This window comes from Methanobrevibacter sp., assembly GCF_015062985.1.
Taxonomy (GTDB): Archaea; Methanobacteriota; Methanobacteria; order Methanobacteriales; family Methanobacteriaceae; genus Methanocatella.
In genome coordinates this window covers 1-21,516 of the sequence record NZ_SUTI01000015.1, presented here as the reverse complement: position 1 = coordinate 21,516, position 21,516 = coordinate 1, and the positions used below count along the sequence as shown (strand labels likewise).

Here is a 21,516-nt window from a genome sequence, read left to right as displayed (position 1 = left end):
AAACATTTCAGATATTGGAAAGTAGCACCTATAAAAATTAAAGTTTCTAGCAAGCAGTCATTTTAAACATGGGTAAAGTTAATCAAACATGAATCATATCATTGATTAAAAAAAATAATATTTGAAGACATGGTTATGCCTTCATCAAAGTTAATATCAAGCAATCTTATTTAGCATCATCCAACTGGGCAATCTTCTTATCAAATTCTATGAATTTACGGGCAAGCCCTGAGAAGTATGGAATATAAACTTTTGAAAATGTTACCCTTTCCGGATCTTCACCCAACTCAAAGATTCTATCCTTTACCCTTTGGATTTTGCGTTCCACTTCATCATACATCAAATCACCAGGGAATTCACCAATGAATACTCCATCAGCGCCGTTATCCAGGGCATATCTTATGTGTCTTGGACGAACCCTATTTACAGAGATGACCTTGATGATGTGTATTGATTCCGGATATGACAATCTGTTAACTCCAATATTGTCGGCGGCAGTGTATCCGATATTATCCAGGAATACCAGAATCATGCGTTGGCCTTCCTCTTTTTTAGAAAGTACTCCTTTGATTGTTGACATGATCTTTTCATCAATGTTACCATTGACGGTAATGGCTCTTTGATTACATCCCACAAGGCATTTTCCGCATCCTGTACAGCTCATCGGATCTATATAGATTTCATCTTTAATTATGCTCATTGACTTGTATTTGCATCTGGATATGCATTCGCCGCAAAGTATGCATCTTTCGTTGTCAATTTCTGCAATGAACGGTTCGATTTCAACACCACCATGATTGTATTCGCTTACTTTGGCGGCAGCTGCTGTTGCCTGCATGATTGAATCAGTGATGTCCTTTGGATCCTGCGCTGTTCCGCAAACGAAAATTCCTTGAACATCAGTAGCTACAGGCTTGATTTTAGGATGTGATTCCTTGATGAAACCATCTTCGGTTGTTCCAACATTCAGGATTTCTGCAATCTCCTTTGTACCTTCAGAAGGTTCCATTGCAGTTGAAAGAACAACCATATCAGCTTCGATTTCAACAAATTCCCCTTTAAGAGTGTCTTCTGTTCTGACAATGAAATTATCTCCTTTTTTAACCACTTCACCTGGACGGCCCCTTAAGAAACGAACCTCGTTTTCCTGGGTGTGCTTATAGTATTTTTCAAACATTCCTGGAGTTCTGACATCTGTATAACATATTAGGACATCAGTTTCAGGATATTTGTGCTTGATAATGTTTGCATTTTTAAGTGCAACAGTACAGCATATTTTTGAGCAGTATCTATGTCCATCCGGCTTTTCATCCCTTGAACCTACGCACTGTATCATCACAACACGCTTAGGAACTTCTCCATTAGCTTTGAGAAGCTTTCCTTTTGTTGGTCCGTTTACACCTGTAATACGACCCAGTTCTGACTGTGTTATCACATCATCGTAGCGTGTGTATCCGTATTCGGGTCTTTTTTCCATGTCAAACAGCTTATGGCCTGTTGCAACAATGATTGAACCTACCTGCAGAAGAATCTTTTCACTTTTTCCTCTAAGCTTAATTGCCTTCATGCTGCATGCCTTGACACAATTGCTGCACTTATCACAGTTATCCATATCAATTACGTAAGCTTCAGGATATGACTGTCCGAACGGCCTGTAAATTGCCTTGCGCATGGATAGATTATCGTTCCAGTCATTCGGAACCTCAACTTCACATGCTTCAGCACACTTTCCGCATGCAATGCATTTTTCAGTATCAACATATCTTGGAGATTTTTCAACAATTAAATTATATGTTCCTGCCCTTCTTTCCGCTTCAATCACTCTGGCATTGGTTATAACTTCAATATTTTCATTCCAGACCAGTTCATTTAAAATTGGGTTTAAAAGACACATTCCACATTCTTCGGCAATTTTAACAGGCGAGAAAACCTTACCTATCTTTGCCATGTGCCCACCAATTGAAGGGGACTGCTCTATAAGGGTCACTTTTATTCCCTGCTTTGCAAGGGATAATGCAGCATTCATTCCTGCTATTCCACCTCCAATGACAGCAACTTCATCTGGAGTCTGGCAATATATAGGGTCTACTGCATCAGATTGCTTTACCTTTTCAATTGATGCATTAATGAGAGTGATTGCCTTGTGTGTGGCTTTTTCCTTGTCCGAATGTACCCAGGAACATTGTTCCCTGATGTTTGCCATGTCCATCAGATACGGATTGAGAGGTTTTACATAGTCTTGGAATGTTTTTTCATGGCTTATTGGAGAGCATGCCGCAACGACAACCCTATCCAAATCATGGTCAAATACAGCATCTCTGATTAACTTACGGCCATTTAGGGAACATAAGTTTTCGAACTGTCCTATAAACTCCACATCAAGTGAAGATTTTACCTCATCCAAATCAACTACATCTGCAATGTTTCCACCGCATTCGCATAAAAAAACGCCAACTTTCAAATCCTCTCTCATTGTTCAACCTCCTTTAGCTCCTTAATAACAGAATCAATCGGTACTGTGTGAGCTTTAACACCAATGACCTTATCGAAGTCCCCTCCCATGGCCATTGCAATAAACTGTGCAATGTTCAGGTGTATTGCTCTGAATTTTCTGCCTTCACGTTCACCAATCAAATGCTGATACCTGTCAAACTGAATATGGCAATTCGGACATAAATGAACCAGAATATCAACATCCTCATCTGCAATCGCATTCATCTTATCGGCGGTTGCTGTAAAGGACAGTTCAGGATTGGAATATCTCTGTCTAAAACCTGTTCCGCATGTAGCGCGTTTGTGGTCATACCATCCAATTGTTTTGCATCCGCATTCCTCGATGAGTTCATCCATGATATTCGGATCCCTCACTCCGCCGATAGTGTCTTCATAGTGCACTTTACAGTAATGGCAGCCATGGTGAGTGGCTATCGTATAATCGCTTAAATCATACTTGATATGATTTTTGATTTCATCTTTCTTTCCGTATAATATGTCTACGACATGGAAAATGTTTTCTGTTGGTTTAAGGTCATCCTTTTCGTATTTGAGATGGCCCAAATCATTATCATCGAATAATTGGTTAATGTGATTTCTCAAATTATCTTTTTTGTTCAGTAGCTTCACTGACTTCTTATTGATTGCATAACATGTCGCACACATCATGACCATATTTGGACGACCCATATCACGTGCAATTTTGAAATTGCGGGCACCAATAGCTGTTGTGTCAATCTGGTCGAAAACATCTGAATAATGGCCTAATCCTGTGCAGCATGTTTGTTTTTCTGAAATTGCATAATCAATTCCCAATTTGTCAAAAACATATTTTGTTGAAGCTTCAACTCCAGGATACTCTACGCTTACAAGACAACTTCTAAATAAAAGTATATCCTTATCAGGAACATTTTTCATTCTTTTCCCTCCTGGGTTTGCCTTATCTTTTCGATTTTATCCTTGAATCCTGTAACTGTCAATATCTTGCTTACTTCATCTATGACTTCCTCTGAAGGCATTAATGGAGGGTCCAGTTCCAATTCGTTCCTGATTTCATCAAGATGCTGCCTGAAATCCCACCAGCCTGGAACGTCACGGTCAATGTCTGTAAAAAATATTTCTGGAATTGCTCCGATTGCTGCAGTAAAATAAGAATCTGCAAAACCCAGATATTCATAGAGCTTGTCATAACCGATCTTGTTTTTTATTGCAAACTGCTTTAGAATCTGGTTAACTTCGCATACGCTGTTTCCTACAGGACATACGCTGTGGCAAGTATAGCAATAAAAGCAGTTCCAAATGCAATCGTCTTGCAATATTGAAGTATCACCATCCAAAACCCTTTCAATGATATCCCTCGGGTTATAGTCACTGTGTCTTGCAGCAGGACATGTTGATGTGCACATTCCGCATTGGACACATTTCAAAACGCCATCATCCTTTGAGTTTTTAACATCCTCAATGATTTGCTCAGCAAAATCTATTGGTGAATCTGTAATCTTTTGCATACACTCACCTACAATTCAAACTCTTTGTTTTCAATCATTTTCTTCAATTTTAAGGATAGCTTGTTTGCTCTGAGCCTGTCTGACTGCCTGCAGATAATCGGTATTGAAACATCATCATCATTAATGTTTAAATCAACGCTTCCGGTATTCATGTTGAATGCCTCATGGCGGCAGTAATTGGCACACATTCCGCATCCAAAGCAATATGTGAGGTTCAATCTTCCCCTTGAAAATGCATTTGTCGGACAAATGTCTTCCACAAGACATTTATCGCAAGTTAAACATTTTGAATCATCATATCTTGGCCTTAAATCATATTCTGCCCATAATTTTGAGTAATCTGTTTCAGCTAAAGGCAAATGACGTCCCTTGATGTCTGCCACTGGAATATTTACCATAGCATCAGTTACAAGCAGATTATTATAGATTTCCTCTGTCAAAACAGGTATTGGAATAGCTACTGTATCATAAACTTCACCGCCCTGGCCTGTTTTGAAACCTCCCAGATAATACGGATCCATTTTTGTCAGGTCCGCGGACAGCATTAAATTAGGTTTTTCATCGCTTGACCGGGTTCCGTTGCCCAGGATATATCCTTGAGCGCCATTTAAAAGGACCTTGGTTCCTTCCCTTATCACATTTTGAGGTACATCATTCTGCAATGGATTTAAATCGCCGCATCCTGAAAATGTAAGTCCCCTAAGGTTTCCCTCAAGAGGTGTTGCCGCAAATATTGAGGAGACTTGTTCACTGTTCGGATTTGTGAAGGCAGTATAGTTTTTAAATGCCATTCTCGCACCAATGATTTGAGCCCTTGTAATGTCTTTAAGGGTTATCTTATTCTCTATGGTTTTTCCTTCAGCACTTTCAATCCTGACATCAATTTCCTTGCCTTCGAGTATGTCCTTGAGTAAGAATCCTCCGCCATAACTGGCATCATTAATTGAATGGGCTGTTCCATGAAGTATTACGTCAACTGAACCAAGCCATTCATTTGGACAAGGCCCTGCATATGCCGGAACTCCATTCAGATATACCTCATTTGCCCTTATGAATTCACCGGGTTCTGAGATTATGAAATTCAGAATGGCTGCCGTTCCGCTCATTACACCACATGTTCCCGTGGTGACTACATCAACTTCATCAAAACTTGGAGCATCCCCCTTTCTGATGAGCTTTTTGAATTCTTCTGCAGTATATATATTGGCTTCGCCCTTATCAATTTTTTCATTGATCTGGGCGATACTTCTATTATTAGTCATTTTCTTACCTTCTCTCAATGATACGCCAAAAATATGATTAGTTAATTAAATTTTTCCTAAGGTATCTCCTCTCAAGCCCCTTCTTAATGTTTCAAGTGATGTAATGTCGTCTGTGGAAACATTTCCCAAATTGACGGCATTGCCCAATTTCAATATGAAAAAGACCTGCTGGTCTTTGTTTGGAGCTTCCCAAAGGATTTTTTCATTATCAACATTTGCCAAAATATAATCTATTTCATCTTCCTTTGCATTTCCTGACTTGTCAAAAATACCTATGTTCTTTCCTCCTTCACGGGCTTCGACAATTATCAGGGAGGAACCTGCATTCAGTTCATCATCCATCTGTTTTATTCTCTCGTCCAATGTCAATTCCCTGTCAAGGTTAGGGTCTTTTTTGCCGACTTCAGACAGGACTGTGAATCCGTCATCCTTTGCTTTTTCAATGCATTCCAATTTCCTTTCATGAGCAATGCTGGTTGAACCGTCGGATATTTCAATTGCCGGAAAACCCAGGTTATGGGCTTCAGCGAAAAATTCATCAAGCTTATCCTTCATATATGCCAATTCAAACAGTGTTCCTCCGGTATATGGAACAATGTCATGGGACTTGTACATTTCAACTTTGGATTTTATAATGTCCTGTTCATGGACTATTGATGTTCCCCATCCGAATTTCAGATAATCAACATATTCTCCTGAAATGTTCATCAGGCTTTCTGCAGTTTCAAGGCCTAAACCCTTGTCCAAAACCATTGTAAGGCCTTGTGTTCTAGGTTTTTCTTCTCTGGGAATAGATAAAAATTCAAATGACTTCAAAAATATCACTCATATTAAATTCAATAATTAATTAATAGTGATGTATGATTGTATATAAACCTTTTTAAAAGATTTGGTGTTTATAAAAAAAAGAGTAAAAAAAATTAGAAATTAATCCGCTCTCATTTCATTTTCAGATCTTGTAACTAAATCTGAAAGTGAATTGCGGACATTCTCAGGGATTGAATTGTCTTCCTTATCAGCAATAACCTGAGCAATAATCTTACATAAAACGAAAATCGCATGTTTATGTTCAGCTTTAGTTTTATGGATATGGTGAGGACTTATTTTAAGGGTGATGTATTCGCTGCAATCGTTTGTAATTTGGTCATCTTCTGCTAAATATTTCAAAACATATACTAAAAATTGATGTAATTGTATCATTTCGTCTTTATACATAGATATCTAACCCTAAATTAACTAATTTTAGCTATTTATAACATAACTCGCTTTTTCTTTATACACTAATATTACTAATTAATCATATTTAAATATTGCATTCAAAAATATATTACACTTTAACAATCTAAGGGATTGTACAATGAGAATATAATTCAAATTAAAGCACATTTGAATTTTTTAAAATCAAATGTTAAATCCTGACATTGAACTCACTGGTCTCTACAATTTCCGGCAATTTGCCTATTGTAGCCACGCTATTATCTGAAATGATTAAAACCCCTTCAAAAAATTCCCTGAAATTTTCACAGCACTCAAGCGCATTGTAAACTTTTTCTTCCGAATCCTCGCCCCTAACTTCATTGGCTATTTTTGTTGCAAGCCCGTCGGCAACTGAAGATGATTCGGAAATTACACTTACGCAGTCCGCTTCACCAAAGCTGATTGAATGACCAATCCTGCCTGATGATGTGCAGATTCCAAGAGGGCTTTTTCTTGCTTTGATTTCAAATGCAATATTGTTGTCCAAAATCTGATTGTTCGAATATATTCCGCATAGAATCTTTTTATCGTTTATCAGTGCGATATCCCCTCCGTTTTCTACAATGGAATATTTTGAATCCAGATTGATTAGATAATCGAGAGACATTTCGGAAATTGTACCTGCAACACAGGCCATGGGACCTATTTCTGCAATATTTGATGCCCTAATCATCTGTTTAACAATCTGTGGTGCCTCTTCATCCTCGTAGATGGCCTCCAGTGATAATAAAAAATCAGGATTTCGGGAAATGTATGCCTTCAAATCCCTCCTTAAGGAATAGATATGGCCCTTCAGATTATGCTTGTCCAAATCACTGGTCAGCCTGATATGTGTTTCGTCAATATCGATTTGAGAAAAATTCATATTTAATTATTGAACTTGATTATCTTATAAATATTATTAAATCCATAGTAATTAACATGAAATCCCTGAATAAAATGCTCTGTTTGGTTGATGGTGAACATTATCTTCCAGTCACTCAAGAAGCAATCGATACATTAAACAACCTGGAACACATTGATATCGCCGGTGCTGTTTTTATTGGAGGAACTGAAAAATTAAGAGATGATTCGGAAGAATCCTACTCCGAAAAGCTAGGTGTTCCCGTTCAATTTGCAAAAGACAAGGAAATTCCTTATGATATCATAGTGGAAATGATTAGGAAATACGATATTGACACAGTAATGGATTTAAGTGACGAACCTATCCTGGATTATCCGAAAAGATTCAAGATTGCCTGTCGCGTTTTAAACGAAGGAATCTCCTATGAAGGTCCTGATTTCAAATTTGAACCGATATCACAATACGAGATAATGGAAAAGCCTTCAATAACAATACTTGGAACGGGCAAACGTATCGGAAAAACTGCAGTTTCCGGATTCGTTTCAAGATTGCTTGATAAAAAGGGTTATGAACCATGCGTTATAGCAATGGGAAGGGGCGGACCTGAAGAGCCTGAAATAGTGCATGGCGAAAAATTGGAAATATCTGCTGAATTTCTGCTTGAACAGTCTGAAAGGGGAGTTCATGCGGCTAGTGATCATTGGGAAGATGCACTTATGAGCAGAATATTGACCATAGGCTGTAGACGCTGTGGCGGTGGAATGGCAGGCGAAGTATTCATGACAAATATGAAAAAAGGAGCAAAACTCGCCAATGAAGTTGATGCCAAATTTGCAATATTTGAAGGAAGCGGCGCTGCAATACCTCCAATCAGGACCGACAAAAAAATCGCATTAGTCGGAGCTAATCAGCCTATTGAAAACCTGACAACATATTTCGGACCATACAGAGTCGGACTTGGGGATCTGGTAATCCTGACAATGTGTGAAGAACCAATGTGTTCAGATGAAAAAATTGCTGAAATCGAAGAGTTTGTAGCTGAAATCAATCCTGACGCTACCGTCATATCAACAGTATTCAGGCCAAAACCATTGGATGACATCACCGGCAAAAATGTATTGTTCGCTACAACAGCACCTGAAGATGTCAAGGATAAACTGGTGGAATATCTTGAAAGTAACTTCAAATGCAAAATCATTGGAACAACTGCACATTTATCCAATAGGCCTCTTTTACGCGAGGATATGGAAAAATACATGGAAAAGGCCGATGTTATGCTTACAGAACTTAAGGCGGCTGCAGTTGACGTTGCAACTAAGGATGCAATAGCTGCAGGTCTTGAAGTCGTCTATTGTGATAACATTCCTATTCCTATAAACGATTCATATCCTTATTTGGCAGATTCAATAATCAAATTGGTGGAATCTGCAATCGAAAACTTCAACTCTGAAAATTAAAATAAGACAATATTCTTATTTTAACACTTCTTTTTTTTAATTCCAATTGGATTATTCAAAAATTTCTATAAAATACAATAATTAATTTATATATGAAAATACAAATTAGTAACTAATGAAAACAATAGCTATTGGTGTTGGAGAAAATGAAAATATAATACAAGCTTGTCATATTTTTAAAGAAAAACACCCAAAAACAAATTTAAAACTAATATATAGTGATGAAGACCTGGTCAAAGCGGTTTTAGATGAAAAAATTCATGGAGTAGTTAGAGGATCACTTCCCGCTTCCAATATCATGAAAGATCTTAGAAGAAAATATCCGGATATTTCAAGGGCAACCTATGTCAACGGTGATGAACATGAATTCCTATTGACCCCTGTCGGAATAGATGAGGGCGAAAGCGTTGAAGATAGATTCAAAATAGTTGAAGAATGCATTAGCTTTTTCAAAAGACTCGGAAAAACTCCAAAAATTGCAGTTCTTGCTGAAGGAAGGGAAGACGATTTCGGAAGAGGTCATGAAGTTTCAAAATCAATTACTGAAAGCAAAAAATTGACAAAAATGATTGAAAACAAAACTTCAGAAGAAGTGAAAAATTACTATATTCTCGTTGAAAAAGCAATTAACGATGACTGTAATATTATCGTCGCTCCAAACGGCAGGGTCGGAAATATTATTTTTAGAACATTGGTGCTGCTTAATTCCTGGCCAAGTTATGGGGCAATAACCTTTGGAATGAACAAAGTGTACATTGATACCAGCAGAGACCAAAGCATTGATGGTTATGTTCGTAGCTTAATTTTAGCTGAAAGTTTAGACAATTTTTAAAAGTGATTTAAAATGGCAGAGAATATACTTTACAAAATATATGAATGGTATATATCACGAGATTTAGTTCCAGAGAAAATGCCGAAGCATGTAGCCATAATTATGGATGGAAACAGAAGATTTTCAAAAATCCAAGGAAACATTGATGTTTTAAAGGGACATGAAGTCGGAGTGGATACCCTTGAAAAGGTTCTTGACTGGAGTATTGAACTTGGAATAGAGATTATCACTGCCTATGCTTTTTCTACAGAAAATTTCAACAGATCAAAACATGAAGTCGAAGGACTGATGAACCTGTTCTTCATAAACTTCAAAAGATTAGTCAACGATGAAAGAATACACAAAAACGAAGTGAGAGTAAAAGTCGTCGGCAGAACCGAATTACTGCCTGAAAACGTTAAGGAAGCAATAAGAGAAGCTGAAGAAGCAACAGCAAACTATAATAAAAGGTTTTTAAATTTAGCTATTGGATATGATGGGCGTTTGGAAATTATAGACTCATTTAAAAAGATCATCAAAGACGTTCAGGACGGAAAACTTACAATTGACGACGTGGACGAGGACCTTGTAAGCAAAAACCTATACACAGCAGGAGTTGACGATCCTAATTTAATTATCAGAACCAGCGGTGAAGAGCGCTTAAGCGGATTCCTTCTTTGGCAATCCTCATATTCAGAATTATACTTCTGCGAAACATTATGGCCGGAACTTAGAAAAGTTGATTTTATAAGAGCCATCCGTTCATATCAAGCTAGAGACAGAAGATTCGGAGTATAATATGATAGATACACATTGCCATATTGATTTTGAAGACTTTGATGACGACCGCGAAGATGTCATCAAAAGGGCAGAGGATAAATTGAATAACGTTATTGTTTCAGGATTCAGCAATGACAGCAATATGAAAGTATTGCAACTTTCAAAGGATTATGAAGGATTTATTTTTCCAACATTCGGTTTTCACCCAGTAAGCTCACAGAATGCCACAGAAGAAGAGATTGAAATAGCTCACAACAATGTCAGAAAATATATAAATGAAATTGTGGCCATCGGCGAAGTCGGAATGGATTACTATTACGTGACTGATAAGGTCTTGCGTGAAAGGCAAAAAGAAATATTTACCGGATTTTTAGAACTTGCCGATGAATATAAAGTTCCAATCGTTATGCATGTAAGGGATTGTGAGAAAAAAGTTGTTAACATCATCCCCGAATATGAAGACATCCCATATTTTGTTTTTCATTGCTATGGAGGTAGTTTAAAGACTGCCAAAAGGATAATGAACATGGATAATGCATTTATGAGTTTTTCTACAATGCTTTGCTATTCAAAACATCACCAAGACCTGATTGAAAAAATTGATTTGGACTATATTCTAACAGAAACAGACAGTCCTTATCTGGCTATGAGAAAAGAAGAAAGAAATGAACCTGCAAATGTCGTGAATGCAGTTTATAAAATAGCTGAAATCAAAAATATGGACGTTGCAACAGTTGATGAAATTACAACCGGCAATGCCCGCAAAATTTTTAAAATCTAATAGTGTAGGGTGAAATTCAAATCAATCAACACATCCTTATTTTCTTTTACGGCTTCTATTTCCAGTTCAAAATCAGTTAAATCATCCATTACCAATTTGATTAAGTGCCAATCCAATAATGAATCATTCAAATATATTGTAAATTGATTTCTGTCGATTTTTACTTTTTTTCTGCAGAATAGCTTGAATGCATAGAAATATAACTCTATTCTGAAAATCAAATCCTCCTTATCGCCGTTGCCGTTGATGAAGTATTCCTTCAAATCTTCCTGCAGTACCTTTCCTTCATCGCCCACATCAGCCTTGAAAGTTTCCATTTCCTTTAAATCATCCATCAGTTGCTTTTTTTCTTCTTCACTATACATCTAATCACACAGTTTAAATCTTAATTTTATTATATTATAATCATTCGGCTCAAATGAAATTTCAAATTTATCAAATGCGTCATCCAAATATCTTAACAGCTTAAACTCCAAATCATCAGGAATAATATATAGAATGAATGAATCTTCACGGATTTCAACACCCAAATCTTCCAGAAGGGGCACCTTTAACTCGCTGATGAAAAGGTATTTGTACATTATCAGCTGATAATCATTAACCTCAAGATTGCATTCAATAATGTCTGCAAGCTCCTCCTGCAATTTGGAAGCCATCATTATAAAATTATCTTCAGAAATTTTAATCCCCTTCAGTCAGTAAACCTTTTTCAATGAAAACTTCTTTTGCAGCCACTATTCCATTAATGGACTTTGGAAAGCCCACATATGCACTCATCTGCATTATGATTTCAACGATTTCCGTTGGACTGTTGCCCACATTTAAGGCCGCTCCAATATGGTCTTTAAGTTGAGGAACTGTTCCCAAAGCAGTTAATGCAGCCACGGTACACAATTCACGTGTTTTCAAATCAACTTCTGGGCGTGTGTATATCTCAGAGTATGGAAATTCAACAACGAATCTTGCCATATCCGGTGCAACATCATCAATGGCGCCAAATATTTCATCCAAAGACCTTTCCTGAATGCCTTCCAAAACTTCTTTTCCTTTTTCATACCTAGACATGATTTTAAATATAACACTAAACCCATTTAACATTAGCGGTTGTGTAAACATAATGCGGGGAAAATGTCGGATTGTATAATCCATTAGTTGCCTGAGTCGTATTGAAACTTAATGCTATTGATTTTCTTAAATTATAATTAATTCTGTCCCCAATTGAGGTCAGCTCATCATTATCAAATCTGTCGGAGGTCTTGGCATAAACCTTAAACTGTATTCTTTTTTTGTCATAATTGCTGTCATAGCCCAATTCAGTGTATGAAATGTTTACTATTTCAACGGAATACGGATAGAGCAAAGTTCTTTTTGAGTTTGAATACTCATTATATGTCTCAATCGGATAAACAGCACTTGATGAAGTGGCCAATCCTTCAATTATTCCTGATTTTGCAGCGCTCATCGCCATATTCAATTCCTGCTCCTCATAAATGAAGACAACTGAAATCATCAAAATTATTATTAAAGTTCCAAATAGGAACAGCAGCTCTGCAGATATCTGTGCCTTATTATCCATCATGTTATCACTATCTTTCCGTCTTCTGTTTTTGAGATCAGATAACCTTTGCCGCTGATTAATTTATAATCCTTGTCAATATTTAAAAGAGGAATCAATGTTTCTGCTTTCTTTCCAAGGTATTCCATAATCAATTTATCCTTTTTAAGCGTTATTTCAAAATATCCCTTATCAGATGGCAGGTTGATATATTTTGAATATCCATCGCCATTTGAATTGACCTGACTTATCTCACTTGCAACATCATCCAGAATCAGCCTATGAACAACAGCATCTTCAATATCAAAACTCGAAGAAATGCCTGATGATGAATAAAATAACAATCCACAAGCTATTATTAAAATTATAAATAATGAAAACAGATATTCTGCTGAAATGAAACCTTTATTATCCATATTTCTTAATTATTTTCAAAATTAATAAAGTTTTCTTAGATTAAGGCTCAATTTTAATACAAAATTATTAAATAATATTTGAACAAAAAGATTATATCATGAAAGGAAAAGTTATATTCGTTGGTGCAGGACCTGGTGATCCAGACTTAATTACTGTTAAAGGAAGAAACGTTATTGAAAAAGCGGATGTCATCATCTATGCAGGTTCACTTGTTAATAAAAATGTGTTATGCCCTGCTAAGGAAGACTGCGTTATTCACAACAGCGCATATTTAAATTTAGATGAAACTGATGCAATCATCACAGAAGCTGTAAATGAAGGAAAATTGGTTGCTCGTGTTCATACTGGTGATCCTTCAATTTATGGAGCGATTGCAGAGCAGATTCGTGAACTCAAAAAGCATGACATTGAATACGAGATTATTCCTGGTGTAAGCTCACTTTTCGGTACTGCAAGTGTTCTTGAAGCTGAACTTACATTGCCTGAGATTTCACAAAGCGTTATCATTACACGTCCTGAAGGCAGAACTCCTAAACCTCAAGGCGAAAGCATAGCCAGTTTTTCAAAGCATCACGCTACAATGTGTATCTTTTTGGGAATAGGTATGATTGACAAGGTTGTCGAAGAATTGCTTGTTGGTTATGAAGAGACTACTCCTGTGGCAGTGGTGAAAAAGGCAACTTGGCCAGACCAGCAAATAATTAGAGGAACCCTCAAGGATATTGCAGAAAAAGTTAAAGATGCTGAAATTACAAAGACTGCAATGATTGTAGTGGGAGATGTCTTAGACCCTGGCGACTTTAACGCATCCAAGCTATATGACAAAAACTTTAAACATGAATATCGATGATTATAAGGTGATAGAATGTTGGAAAATAGGCCAAGGGGGAGACAATTAGCAAAAAGGATAGGATATGTATATTTAATAATTGCAATATTAATGATTGTATTTCTATTCGTAATACCGCCATACGCAGAACTAATTGGAATCAATTTTGCATTTTACTTGATAATGTTTTTAGTCCTGTATTACATTACGACAAAATATGAAAATGATTCAGTTGCCTGGATTATAATTGCAATAATCGGTTTTCTTGTAATGATATGGACTTTTAATCTATTAGGAGTGCTTTTATTCATATTTTCATTAGTTGCAGCTAATGACATTAGAAAAGAACTTAACTAACTCTTTTTTTCTTTTTTTAAATTTTATTTTATTTTATAATTTTTTCAGCACAAAAGATCCGATGTCTACAGAAAGGCTTTTGGAAATCGGATTGCACTTGCTGCACAGCAATGAGAACACATCCTTTTCTTCAAGATTTATCTCTGTCAGTCCTTCGTAGTTTGCCATCCCCTTAGAAATGATAAAGTTACTTTTATCGAAGACACTTCTGAAATCATCAGAAAACATTTCCTCCACAATTCCGCCAGAATCACTGCCGACAGAGACAATTTCAGCCAATTCTCCCAAACCAGCATCAATAGCCTCTTTCATACAGGCATCATTGACAATTGGACTATCCTTTACAGCAACAGTTACATCAACCTCGTATTCCTTAATTTTTTCAATAAGCAGTTTGTCAAAAACAATCTCTCCGGCATTATCCACCAGGTACAGTGCATCGCTGTGAAAATCCATTGCCTTTTCAAATTCTTCAATATCATTAATGCTGAGGCTCTTGTTTAGATTGGTCCTGATTAAACTTTTAAAATCAGTATTTACCCCATAAGCTCCAAAATCGAGGATATTTCCTACAATAGCCAATTTAACATGAGTTTCCAGACTGTCATCATTTTTCAGAATATCCCTCACTTTCGGCATTAATGACAAGGCTATTTCGTTGCTCATCTCTTTCTGCATTAGATAGGCATCGGCACAATTCGTCTTTTGCTTAATGTATTGGTTAACTTCAGTCGCTATCTTGTTTGGCTGTGAATCCTCATTGAAGTTATCTGCCATGTGCATCATGCAGTTCTGCATTAGTTCAAATTTTAAGCTTTCCTCATTGCATGACAAATCAATGACTTCCTTGACTTGCCTCAATATGCACGGTCCGCACTCATAATATGCTTTAATAATATCACAACCGATTATTCTTTTAGTCCTAATACCTCATTTCTATGATTAAAGTGAATTCCAACATGTCCGATTCCCAAAATTACTGCAGATATCACTATAAAAATATTGTTTGCATAAATTCCCAAAAGCAAAACTGCTAAAACTGGCAGTGTCGCACCGGGAAGAGGAATAGCTAAAAAACTTGAGTACATGTCTTCCATTGTATGACCTCCTTTGAAATATCTGAGCCAATACAGCTCATAGATTATCATCAAAAGAAATGCAATTCCCAAAATTAATGACCAGCTGAATTCGATGGAGGTAAACAAAAGTAAACATGTTACCAAAACCTCTCCAATTCGCTCTAAAACCAGCAATGTTTTATTTTCATTTTTGCAATATTTCCCATATCCCGCAGGCTGATACCTTGACCAGATAATGTTTGGAACAAAAAGCATGACTAAAAATAACAAACCGACAAATGAAAATCCAAAATTCATAATATCTATGAGTATTTATCCTTAATCTGATTCATCAATCTTAGTTTTTCAAATGCAACATCTTTCGGAGCTCTTCTTAATCCGCAATCCGGATCCAAAAGCAGATTATCCTTTCCAACTATTTCAATTGCTTTGGTGACCAATCCCTCAACGTCATCAACATCATCCACTTCATTGACTGATGAATCAACGCATCCGAAACCTACCTTTTTATCTTTAAGAAGATATGCATTTTCCTCAAGAACTCCAAGATTTACATTGTTTCCTGCAAATTCCATGTCTAGAATATCAATGTCAAAAGTTGCCAAATCCTTGAACGCATCATTCAAAAGACCGCATACATGCATTGCCAAAGGAACTTCCAACCCATCCTTAAGTATGCCTATGGCTTCTCGGGCGGTTTTCATATCCACCATGCCAGTAGAGAGAAACGGCTCATCCACTTGAATGTAGGCAGGCTGCACCTTCTTGGCTATTGCGTCAACTTCATATTTCAGGCTATGTGCCAGGTCTATGATGGCATCTTCCTTGTTTTTATAAAAAAATCGGATTCTGGATGAATGAACAATTGTATTCGGGCCGGTTATTATTCCTTTCACGCCTTTTCCTTCAGGAATTTTACCGCTGAAATACTCTTCCATTACCTTTTTGGCATATTGCAAATCCTTGACAGAGATTTCCTGAGTAGGCCTTACAATTTTACCTACAATAAATGTATTTCCCTCTTCAATTTTCATTCCGGGAATATATTTTGTAAAAATGGAAACCATATCTCCCCTTACCTGACCGTCGGAGACAATATCTACTCCTGCATCAAGTTGGGCAATGACACTATCTTTAATTGCATCCTTAAATGGATCATATAAACCGAAAGATTTCAATAATTTATCTTTAAAATTAGATGGAGCGCTTTCGCTAGCTGGAAAACTACCTACAACAGTTGATTTCATTTTTTATTACCGGTGTCTAACTTTCTGATGTTTTCAACTTCTTCTTCACTTATTGGCAATTCAACCACTGAAGTTCCATGGCAAGGTTTTGTATAAGGCAATAAAACTGTACCCTTCTCATGGTTAAAACCTATTGGAATCGGTGGAATACCAATTACTCTAACACCTAAAACCTGATCTCCAGGCTTTATGTAAACAAGATCTTCTGCCTTAAATCTGATAATCATTGCACAGTCTTTAAAACCTGCCTTTGAAGCGTGAATTTCATAGTTATCAGATTGTTGAAGGTATGTATCTAAACAGAATGACATTTATTCTAACTCCTTAATAGCTTTATCAAACTTAACCTTGATTGGTGAAGGATTATGGAATGCTCTTACAGCTGCAATTTTAGCATTGCTTCCACTTTCTTCAATCATATTTATGAATTCGGCCACTTCATCAGCATCTCTTGAAAATACCAATGCAAGAGACTTGGTTTGCAGAATCTGGTCGAATGTTACGAAAAATGATGCAGCCGCATCTTTGTGAACAAAACCAACCAATAAATCATAATCGCCTTCATTAATTTCGCCCAAACTTCTTTCCAAATCAACTAACTTGAGATTATATAAACCTTCAGGGTCTGATATTCTGACTAATTTAGAAGCCGCAGGGTTAGCGGCAATTGTAGTTTCATAACCCATCTTAGTAAGTTTATTAAAAACATAAACTGCCATAGGAGTTTGGGATGGAGTTTCAGGACATCCTAATAATACCAACGCTTTCATATAACTACACCTCATGATCTTGATTTTAATGTAACAACATTAGCTAAAATCAGTGTGCCTAAGAATAAGAATGTTAATAATGCCATACCATTGATGGTTCTGTTAAACACGAATAAACCGATTAATGCCTGTGCTGAAAATGCTGCTAAAGCACCTGTTAAGAGTACTTCTCTTCCCAAGTATTTCTTATTGTTTTTCTCCCTTCTTTCCCTGTACATGGTCAATATTTTAAATCCTATTAACAATGTGCCTAGCACGAATCCGACCAAACAGACTAAACCGAAAATTCCGAAGTCAAAACCATAACCGAAAATTCCCGGAAGCATATAATCTATTGTATCCTTTTGGTTAACCAGTACACCGAAAAACATAGGGAATGGCAATCCGAAGAATAAAACTAATTGCATCGGCAGGGTAATGTATCCCTCAGCAAAGGCCGTTCCTTCCGCACCCCAATAGGATGCATTTGCATTATGTCCAATGAGTTGCAGGTTATTCAACACAGTTTTAATACTTGCTAATGAATATTGCTCAATCCTACCTAACCTTAAAAGTGGTGAGAAAATTGTCATTCCTGTTACACGTGAAATTGCCTCTAAAAGAACAAAACCTACACCAGCTGCACCCAAGAATAATAAAATTCTTCTAAGTGTGAATACTGATTTTTCTCTGAAAGATTTTGAAATGATGAGATATCCTATGAATAAACCTAATAACCATAAGATTAAAAATGATCTGTGCATCAATCCTCCGAATACAGTGATTCCAACAATGAATAATATGACAAATCTTCTTAAAGGTCGTATATCCACACCCGACTCTTTCATCACCTTCAGAGAAGCTAATGCAGTAACGGCACCCAACAAAGCAATTGGTCCGAATGGGTGAGTAAACTCTGCTTGGCTTGCAGATATTACAAGAAGTGCAATATCAGCTCCAAAAAGTAATGTGAAACCTCCGATTAAAAATAATGATAAGAAGGTTACTACACTAAGAGACAGTGGTATTAAGTTAAGACAAAATACTAATGTAACAAATAGCATTAATGCAACTTCCACAATTAATTGAAAATGATTTTGAGCAATTAACAACATATTATAATCACTATTCTGTTTTTATTTTAAAATTTATAAATGGACTGACCGGGATTTGAACCCGGGGCCTCCGCCATGCCAAGGCGACGATCTACCATCTGAGCTACCAGCCCATAAAAAAATTAATATTTAATTACCAATAAGATATATGGTTATTTTAATATAAAAAACTATTTACCATTTTTGGCCAAATCATATAAATTATCAATAATTATCTGGAACAAATCATCTGTTTTCACTTCAACTTTTTCATGAGGATTGACAATGAAATCAAGAGCCTTGTTAATCACATCATCTGTATTGTTTGAACGATACATCAAACCTTTATTGATGTAATACTGATCAACTGATAAGGTTTCACCAGGATAGCATGAAATTACAGGAGTCTGCAATATTGCGGCTTCCCTATTCATTGTACCTCCGGCACCAATCACCAAATCACATTTTTTAATCAAACTTGAAGTATCGACAGGAGGCTTTAAGATATGGACATTTTCAATTCCTTCGAATATGTCAGATTGCTCCTTGAATCTAGGCAAAATTAAAATGTTTGCCACATTTTTCAACTCATCTACGATAGGAGATAACACAGATTTTCTGCAGTCAGCATCGAGATAAGAAGCAAGTGAAGGTTCAGGCCTCATCAGTATTGTTTTTTGATGTTTCAAGTCAAGATTTAAATCATTGAAAACAGCATCATTATATTTGAAACTTTTAAAATGCATCAATTCGGAAGTTCCGTCATATGAAATGATAGTGTTTGGGTCTGCCCCAAATTTCATTAATTTCCACATGTCAATTATTTTCGGTGTAATGATTCTATCGCATAATGGTAGTGTCAATTTGTTGGCTGCCAATGCATGTTCGTTGTCTAAAACGTACAAACTAGGAATTCCTAAACCAAATGAGATTCTAGGAAGTTCTATAGAATGCTTGCTAAGGGCAACATCCACCTTTTCATCATGTATCACATCTACAAGATTATAAACTCTTGAAGTGCTTTCTTTCAGCTTATCATAGAGACTTACACCATGCTTTCCAACGGATATGAAATCAATATCATACATTTCCATTAACTTATGGATATCACCAAATTGCCTTGCTGTAACGATTACATCCTCGCCTTCGGCTTCCAAATATTTGATTACATCCTTAAAAAACCTTACATGAGGTGCATTTGAAATATCTACCCACACTTTCATAAAACCACCGAATTCAAAGTAAAATTAATTATTCATTGCTTCTTCTATAGCTGCAATAATCTCATCCAATCCTAAACCTTGTTTTAAGCTGGATTTAATAACTTTAACATTAGGATTTAATTTTCTAGCATCACAAACCATCTTGTCAGCATCTGCACCAACAGCATCAGCAAGATCCACCTTGTTAATGACAACCACATCTGAAGTTTGGAAGATTATCGGGTGTTTTTCTACAGTATCATCACCTTCAGTAACACTTACAACAACGATTCTTAAATGAGAACCGAGTTCGAAGTCAACCGGACAAATAAGGTTTCCCACATTTTCGATAATTACCATGTCAAGGTCTTCCAATGGTAAATCCGCAAGTCCATGGCCTACCAAGTGTGCATCCAAATGACATTCTTTACCAGTGTTTAAACCTACTACCGGAACATCATGCTTTTCTATACGTCCTGCATCAAATTTGGATATGACATCTCCAGCCAAAACGCCTATCTTATAATCTGTATTGTCAATAATCTCTTCTACTAATGTTGTTTTACCGGAACCGATTGCTCCTACAAAGTCAACACAGAATATTCCATTATCTTCTAATTTATGTAAATTCTTATGGGCTAACTTTTTATTAGCATCCATGATATTCTTTTCTACTTCCACATCTGCAATCATATGCATTTTTTCATCTCCTCACATTTTATGTATCATCAGGTTTTTCTATAACAATATTTTTAACTACAATATCCTTACCATTTAAAGTTTCTACGCTAAGACTATCGCACTTTGGGCATTTAACCATAGGAGCATAATGGTCTTTATCATCTAAAATAGCCTCACCTTTAAAATCACAATCATAACATTGGATTTCTGCAGGAATCTCTTCAAATTTTATCTCTGCATCTTCCATAATAGTATTTTCAACCAATACTCCCAATATGAATTGTAATTGTTCTGGATTAATCATAGCTAGCCTACCGACTTCAACGGTAACTTCATTAACCTCAGTTGCATTATTTGCTTGTGCAGTCTCTAAAACTGCATTAATAATGCCCTGAGCCATAGATAACTCGTGCATTTTACTACTCCTCTTATAAATATTAATATTATAATTATTGTTTTGTTAATTTATAAAAGTATTTAATAATATATAAAATGAGAAGTATTACATCAGAAAATGAAAAAATAAAAAAAGTAAATATTGGTAGAATTTTAACCAATATCAAATTTATAAATCAGTAGCTTCAGCATCGAAAACATTTATTTCGAGGTCGCCTGCAAGAAGTCCGTCAATATTTTCTCCGAACTTGATGAAATGTGGGGTTTGCAAATGTTTTCCTAAAATTTCTTTGGATTCCCATTGTTCAACAAACATTAATGAACCGTCTGCAGTATTTTCAAATAAATTATAATCAACGTTTCCGTCTTCTTCTTTAGAATTTTTAATCAAGTCTTGTGCAAAGTCAATTACTTTCGCTTTTGCATCATCATCATTTGGAATAGCTTTTGCTAAAACAATAATCATGTTCTCACCTATATTTCAATTTTTCACATCTATCAAGAATAGATATTATTGAATTTAATCATAGAATTATTAAATGTTTCTATTTATCCATCATAATCAATAAATCAGATTAGCATTTACCAGTGCATGAATTCCTGTAATTCTTAAACCACCGTAATGGGATTTTGATGAATTTCACCTTAAAAAAAGAGAAAAAATATGTAATGATTGGAATCATTACATAAAACGTGTTTAGTCGAGATCTAACATTA

At 36.1% G+C, this 21,516-nt stretch carries 28 protein-coding genes and 1 tRNA gene; 6 read left to right on the top strand and 23 right to left on the bottom strand.

Going from position 1 to position 21,516, the window contains the following annotated elements; translation table 11 throughout:
* Positions 1-166: 166 nt before the first annotated feature.
* From hdrA to E7Z77_RS07400, 7 genes are all read right to left on the bottom strand, one after another.
* Complete coding sequence (hdrA, locus tag E7Z77_RS07430) at positions 167-2,473, bottom strand: ferredoxin:CoB-CoM heterodisulfide reductase subunit HdrA (RefSeq protein WP_292752230.1); 2,307 nt, start codon at positions 2,471-2,473, stop codon at positions 167-169.
* Positions 2,470-3,411 (bottom strand): ferredoxin:CoB-CoM heterodisulfide reductase subunit HdrB, encoded by a 942-nt coding sequence (gene hdrB / locus E7Z77_RS07425; protein WP_292752227.1) that lies wholly within the window; start codon positions 3,409-3,411, stop codon positions 2,470-2,472. The genes hdrA and hdrB overlap by 4 nt, the downstream gene beginning before the upstream one ends.
* Positions 3,408-4,001: a ferredoxin:CoB-CoM heterodisulfide reductase subunit HdrC gene (gene hdrC / locus E7Z77_RS07420; protein WP_292752224.1), complete on the bottom strand. Its 594-nt coding sequence runs from the start codon at positions 3,999-4,001 to the stop codon at positions 3,408-3,410. Before hdrC ends, hdrB begins: the two co-directional genes overlap by 4 nt.
* Before the next feature lie 8 nt (positions 4,002-4,009).
* Positions 4,010-5,263: a methanogenesis marker 16 metalloprotein gene (locus E7Z77_RS07415; RefSeq protein WP_292752222.1), complete on the bottom strand. Its 1,254-nt coding sequence runs from the start codon at positions 5,261-5,263 to the stop codon at positions 4,010-4,012.
* A gap of 45 nt (positions 5,264-5,308) precedes the next feature.
* Complete coding sequence (gene comA / locus E7Z77_RS07410; protein WP_292752219.1) at positions 5,309-6,079, bottom strand: phosphosulfolactate synthase; 771 nt, start codon at positions 6,077-6,079, stop codon at positions 5,309-5,311.
* Between the two features lie 111 nt (positions 6,080-6,190).
* A complete protein-coding gene (locus E7Z77_RS07405; protein ID WP_292752216.1) occupies positions 6,191-6,478 on the bottom strand; it encodes a UPF0058 family protein in 288 nt (95 codons plus the stop codon).
* A gap of 193 nt (positions 6,479-6,671) precedes the next feature.
* Complete coding sequence (locus E7Z77_RS07400) at positions 6,672-7,385, bottom strand: UPF0280 family protein (protein ID WP_292752213.1); 714 nt, start codon at positions 7,383-7,385, stop codon at positions 6,672-6,674.
* A gap of 56 nt (positions 7,386-7,441) precedes the next feature.
* Here E7Z77_RS07400 and E7Z77_RS07395 point away from each other — a divergent pair, with 56 nt between their 5' ends.
* The 4 genes from E7Z77_RS07395 to E7Z77_RS07380 all read left to right on the top strand — a co-directional run bounded on the left by E7Z77_RS07395 (position 7,442) and on the right by E7Z77_RS07380 (position 11,193).
* Positions 7,442-8,821, top strand: coding sequence for a 2,3-diphosphoglycerate synthetase (locus E7Z77_RS07395; RefSeq protein WP_292752210.1), 1,380 nt, complete (start codon positions 7,442-7,444; stop codon positions 8,819-8,821).
* Between the two features lie 115 nt (positions 8,822-8,936).
* Positions 8,937-9,653 carry a methanogenesis marker protein Mmp4/MtxX gene (gene mtxX / locus E7Z77_RS07390; protein WP_292752207.1) on the top strand — a complete coding sequence of 239 codons (717 nt, stop codon included), beginning with the start codon at positions 8,937-8,939 and terminating at the stop codon, positions 9,651-9,653.
* Between the two features lie 12 nt (positions 9,654-9,665).
* The gene (gene uppS / locus E7Z77_RS07385) at positions 9,666-10,430 is read left to right on the top strand and encodes a polyprenyl diphosphate synthase (protein WP_292752205.1); all 765 of its coding nucleotides are present in this window, start codon (positions 9,666-9,668) and stop codon (positions 10,428-10,430) included.
* A 1-nt stretch (position 10,431) separates the two neighbouring features.
* A complete protein-coding gene (locus E7Z77_RS07380) occupies positions 10,432-11,193 on the top strand; it encodes a TatD family hydrolase (protein ID WP_292752202.1) in 762 nt (253 codons plus the stop codon).
* Here the strand turns inward: E7Z77_RS07380 and E7Z77_RS07375 are convergent.
* Genes E7Z77_RS07375 through E7Z77_RS07355 form a run of 5 tightly spaced genes read right to left on the bottom strand, consistent with a single transcriptional unit; the run spans position 11,190 to position 13,164 of the window.
* Positions 11,190-11,558: a hypothetical protein gene (locus E7Z77_RS07375; protein WP_292752199.1), complete on the bottom strand. Its 369-nt coding sequence runs from the start codon at positions 11,556-11,558 to the stop codon at positions 11,190-11,192. The two genes, E7Z77_RS07380 and E7Z77_RS07375, sit on opposite strands and share 4 nt — an antisense overlap.
* Positions 11,559-11,852 carry a hypothetical protein gene (locus E7Z77_RS07370; protein WP_292752196.1) on the bottom strand — a complete coding sequence of 98 codons (294 nt, stop codon included), beginning with the start codon at positions 11,850-11,852 and terminating at the stop codon, positions 11,559-11,561.
* Positions 11,853-11,874: 22 nt separating this feature from the next.
* Positions 11,875-12,258 (bottom strand): carboxymuconolactone decarboxylase family protein, encoded by a 384-nt coding sequence (locus tag E7Z77_RS07365; RefSeq protein WP_292752194.1) that lies wholly within the window; start codon positions 12,256-12,258, stop codon positions 11,875-11,877.
* 16 nt (positions 12,259-12,274) lie between these two features.
* Positions 12,275-12,772: a hypothetical protein gene (locus E7Z77_RS07360; RefSeq protein WP_292752191.1), complete on the bottom strand. Its 498-nt coding sequence runs from the start codon at positions 12,770-12,772 to the stop codon at positions 12,275-12,277.
* Positions 12,769-13,164 carry a hypothetical protein gene (locus E7Z77_RS07355; protein WP_292752188.1) on the bottom strand — a complete coding sequence of 132 codons (396 nt, stop codon included), beginning with the start codon at positions 13,162-13,164 and terminating at the stop codon, positions 12,769-12,771. Before E7Z77_RS07355 ends, E7Z77_RS07360 begins: the two co-directional genes overlap by 4 nt.
* Positions 13,165-13,262: 98 nt before the next feature.
* On the opposite strand from E7Z77_RS07355, the gene cobM reads away from it, so the two are divergent.
* Together cobM and E7Z77_RS07345 are read left to right on the top strand one after the other, a co-directional pair.
* On the top strand, positions 13,263-14,015 hold the full coding sequence (gene cobM / locus E7Z77_RS07350; protein WP_292752184.1) for a precorrin-4 C(11)-methyltransferase: 753 nt from the start codon (positions 13,263-13,265) through the stop codon (positions 14,013-14,015).
* A gap of 15 nt (positions 14,016-14,030) precedes the next feature.
* On the top strand, positions 14,031-14,351 hold the full coding sequence (locus tag E7Z77_RS07345; protein ID WP_292752182.1) for a hypothetical protein: 321 nt from the start codon (positions 14,031-14,033) through the stop codon (positions 14,349-14,351).
* A 33-nt stretch (positions 14,352-14,384) separates the two neighbouring features.
* On the opposite strand, the gene E7Z77_RS07340 is transcribed toward E7Z77_RS07345, so the two are convergent.
* The 11 genes from E7Z77_RS07340 to E7Z77_RS07290 all read right to left on the bottom strand — a co-directional run bounded on the left by E7Z77_RS07340 (position 14,385) and on the right by E7Z77_RS07290 (position 21,265).
* Positions 14,385-15,245, bottom strand: coding sequence for an ARMT1-like domain-containing protein (locus E7Z77_RS07340; RefSeq protein WP_292752292.1), 861 nt, complete (start codon positions 15,243-15,245; stop codon positions 14,385-14,387).
* A 14-nt stretch (positions 15,246-15,259) separates the two neighbouring features.
* On the bottom strand, positions 15,260-15,727 hold the full coding sequence (locus E7Z77_RS07335) for a hypothetical protein (protein ID WP_292752179.1): 468 nt from the start codon (positions 15,725-15,727) through the stop codon (positions 15,260-15,262).
* Positions 15,728-15,732: 5 nt separating this feature from the next.
* Complete coding sequence (locus tag E7Z77_RS07330) at positions 15,733-16,677, bottom strand: methionine synthase (RefSeq protein ID WP_292752176.1); 945 nt, start codon at positions 16,675-16,677, stop codon at positions 15,733-15,735.
* Complete coding sequence (locus tag E7Z77_RS07325) at positions 16,674-16,988, bottom strand: DUF1894 domain-containing protein (protein WP_292752173.1); 315 nt, start codon at positions 16,986-16,988, stop codon at positions 16,674-16,676. Before E7Z77_RS07325 ends, E7Z77_RS07330 begins: the two co-directional genes overlap by 4 nt.
* Positions 16,989-17,447, bottom strand: coding sequence for a DUF1890 domain-containing protein (locus E7Z77_RS07320; RefSeq protein ID WP_292752170.1), 459 nt, complete (start codon positions 17,445-17,447; stop codon positions 16,989-16,991). It abuts the gene before it with no gap.
* A gap of 11 nt (positions 17,448-17,458) precedes the next feature.
* Positions 17,459-18,541 carry a hypothetical protein gene (locus tag E7Z77_RS07315; protein WP_292752167.1) on the bottom strand — a complete coding sequence of 361 codons (1,083 nt, stop codon included), beginning with the start codon at positions 18,539-18,541 and terminating at the stop codon, positions 17,459-17,461.
* A gap of 40 nt (positions 18,542-18,581) precedes the next feature.
* A tRNA-Ala gene (locus E7Z77_RS07310) sits at positions 18,582-18,654 on the bottom strand.
* Positions 18,655-18,711: 57 nt separating this feature from the next.
* The gene (locus E7Z77_RS07305) at positions 18,712-19,743 is read right to left on the bottom strand and encodes a DUF354 domain-containing protein (protein WP_292752164.1); all 1,032 of its coding nucleotides are present in this window, start codon (positions 19,741-19,743) and stop codon (positions 18,712-18,714) included.
* Between the two features lie 24 nt (positions 19,744-19,767).
* Complete coding sequence (gene hypB / locus E7Z77_RS07300) at positions 19,768-20,421, bottom strand: hydrogenase nickel incorporation protein HypB (RefSeq protein ID WP_292752161.1); 654 nt, start codon at positions 20,419-20,421, stop codon at positions 19,768-19,770.
* A 19-nt stretch (positions 20,422-20,440) separates the two neighbouring features.
* The gene (hypA, locus tag E7Z77_RS07295; protein WP_292752158.1) at positions 20,441-20,818 is read right to left on the bottom strand and encodes a hydrogenase maturation nickel metallochaperone HypA; all 378 of its coding nucleotides are present in this window, start codon (positions 20,816-20,818) and stop codon (positions 20,441-20,443) included.
* 150 nt (positions 20,819-20,968) lie between these two features.
* Positions 20,969-21,265 (bottom strand): putative quinol monooxygenase, encoded by a 297-nt coding sequence (locus tag E7Z77_RS07290; RefSeq protein ID WP_292752155.1) that lies wholly within the window; start codon positions 21,263-21,265, stop codon positions 20,969-20,971.
* Between the last annotated feature and the right edge of the window lie 251 nt (positions 21,266-21,516).

Excerpts from the sequence above, each read along its gene's own strand:
- hdrA (WP_292752230.1), bottom strand. The coding sequence starts at position 2,473 with ATGAGAGAGGATTTGAAAGTTGGCGTTTTTTTATGCGAATGCGGTGGA.
- hdrB (WP_292752227.1), bottom strand. The coding sequence starts at position 3,411 with ATGAAAAATGTTCCTGATAAGGATATACTTTTATTTAGAAGTTGTCTT.
- hdrC (WP_292752224.1), bottom strand. The coding sequence starts at position 4,001 with ATGCAAAAGATTACAGATTCACCAATAGATTTTGCTGAGCAAATCATT.
- E7Z77_RS07415 (WP_292752222.1), bottom strand. The coding sequence starts at position 5,263 with ATGACTAATAATAGAAGTATCGCCCAGATCAATGAAAAAATTGATAAG.
- E7Z77_RS07405 (WP_292752216.1), bottom strand. The coding sequence starts at position 6,478 with ATGTATAAAGACGAAATGATACAATTACATCAATTTTTAGTATATGTT.
- E7Z77_RS07400 (WP_292752213.1), bottom strand. The coding sequence starts at position 7,385 with ATGAATTTTTCTCAAATCGATATTGACGAAACACATATCAGGCTGACC.
- E7Z77_RS07395 (WP_292752210.1), top strand. The coding sequence starts at position 7,442 with ATGAAATCCCTGAATAAAATGCTCTGTTTGGTTGATGGTGAACATTAT.
- mtxX (WP_292752207.1), top strand. The coding sequence starts at position 8,937 with ATGAAAACAATAGCTATTGGTGTTGGAGAAAATGAAAATATAATACAA.
- uppS (WP_292752205.1), top strand. The coding sequence starts at position 9,666 with ATGGCAGAGAATATACTTTACAAAATATATGAATGGTATATATCACGA.
- E7Z77_RS07380 (WP_292752202.1), top strand. The coding sequence starts at position 10,432 with ATGATAGATACACATTGCCATATTGATTTTGAAGACTTTGATGACGAC.
- E7Z77_RS07375 (WP_292752199.1), bottom strand. The coding sequence starts at position 11,558 with ATGTATAGTGAAGAAGAAAAAAAGCAACTGATGGATGATTTAAAGGAA.
- E7Z77_RS07370 (WP_292752196.1), bottom strand. The coding sequence starts at position 11,852 with ATGATGGCTTCCAAATTGCAGGAGGAGCTTGCAGACATTATTGAATGC.
- E7Z77_RS07365 (WP_292752194.1), bottom strand. The coding sequence starts at position 12,258 with ATGTCTAGGTATGAAAAAGGAAAAGAAGTTTTGGAAGGCATTCAGGAA.
- E7Z77_RS07360 (WP_292752191.1), bottom strand. The coding sequence starts at position 12,772 with ATGATGGATAATAAGGCACAGATATCTGCAGAGCTGCTGTTCCTATTT.
- E7Z77_RS07355 (WP_292752188.1), bottom strand. The coding sequence starts at position 13,164 with ATGGATAATAAAGGTTTCATTTCAGCAGAATATCTGTTTTCATTATTT.
- cobM (WP_292752184.1), top strand. The coding sequence starts at position 13,263 with ATGAAAGGAAAAGTTATATTCGTTGGTGCAGGACCTGGTGATCCAGAC.
- E7Z77_RS07345 (WP_292752182.1), top strand. The coding sequence starts at position 14,031 with ATGTTGGAAAATAGGCCAAGGGGGAGACAATTAGCAAAAAGGATAGGA.
- E7Z77_RS07335 (WP_292752179.1), bottom strand. The coding sequence starts at position 15,727 with ATGAATTTTGGATTTTCATTTGTCGGTTTGTTATTTTTAGTCATGCTT.
- E7Z77_RS07330 (WP_292752176.1), bottom strand. The coding sequence starts at position 16,677 with ATGAAATCAACTGTTGTAGGTAGTTTTCCAGCTAGCGAAAGCGCTCCA.
- E7Z77_RS07325 (WP_292752173.1), bottom strand. The coding sequence starts at position 16,988 with ATGTCATTCTGTTTAGATACATACCTTCAACAATCTGATAACTATGAA.
- E7Z77_RS07320 (WP_292752170.1), bottom strand. The coding sequence starts at position 17,447 with ATGAAAGCGTTGGTATTATTAGGATGTCCTGAAACTCCATCCCAAACT.
- E7Z77_RS07315 (WP_292752167.1), bottom strand. The coding sequence starts at position 18,541 with ATGTTGTTAATTGCTCAAAATCATTTTCAATTAATTGTGGAAGTTGCA.
- E7Z77_RS07305 (WP_292752164.1), bottom strand. The coding sequence starts at position 19,743 with ATGAAAGTGTGGGTAGATATTTCAAATGCACCTCATGTAAGGTTTTTT.
- hypB (WP_292752161.1), bottom strand. The coding sequence starts at position 20,421 with ATGCATATGATTGCAGATGTGGAAGTAGAAAAGAATATCATGGATGCT.
- hypA (WP_292752158.1), bottom strand. The coding sequence starts at position 20,818 with ATGCACGAGTTATCTATGGCTCAGGGCATTATTAATGCAGTTTTAGAG.
- E7Z77_RS07290 (WP_292752155.1), bottom strand. The coding sequence starts at position 21,265 with ATGATTATTGTTTTAGCAAAAGCTATTCCAAATGATGATGATGCAAAA.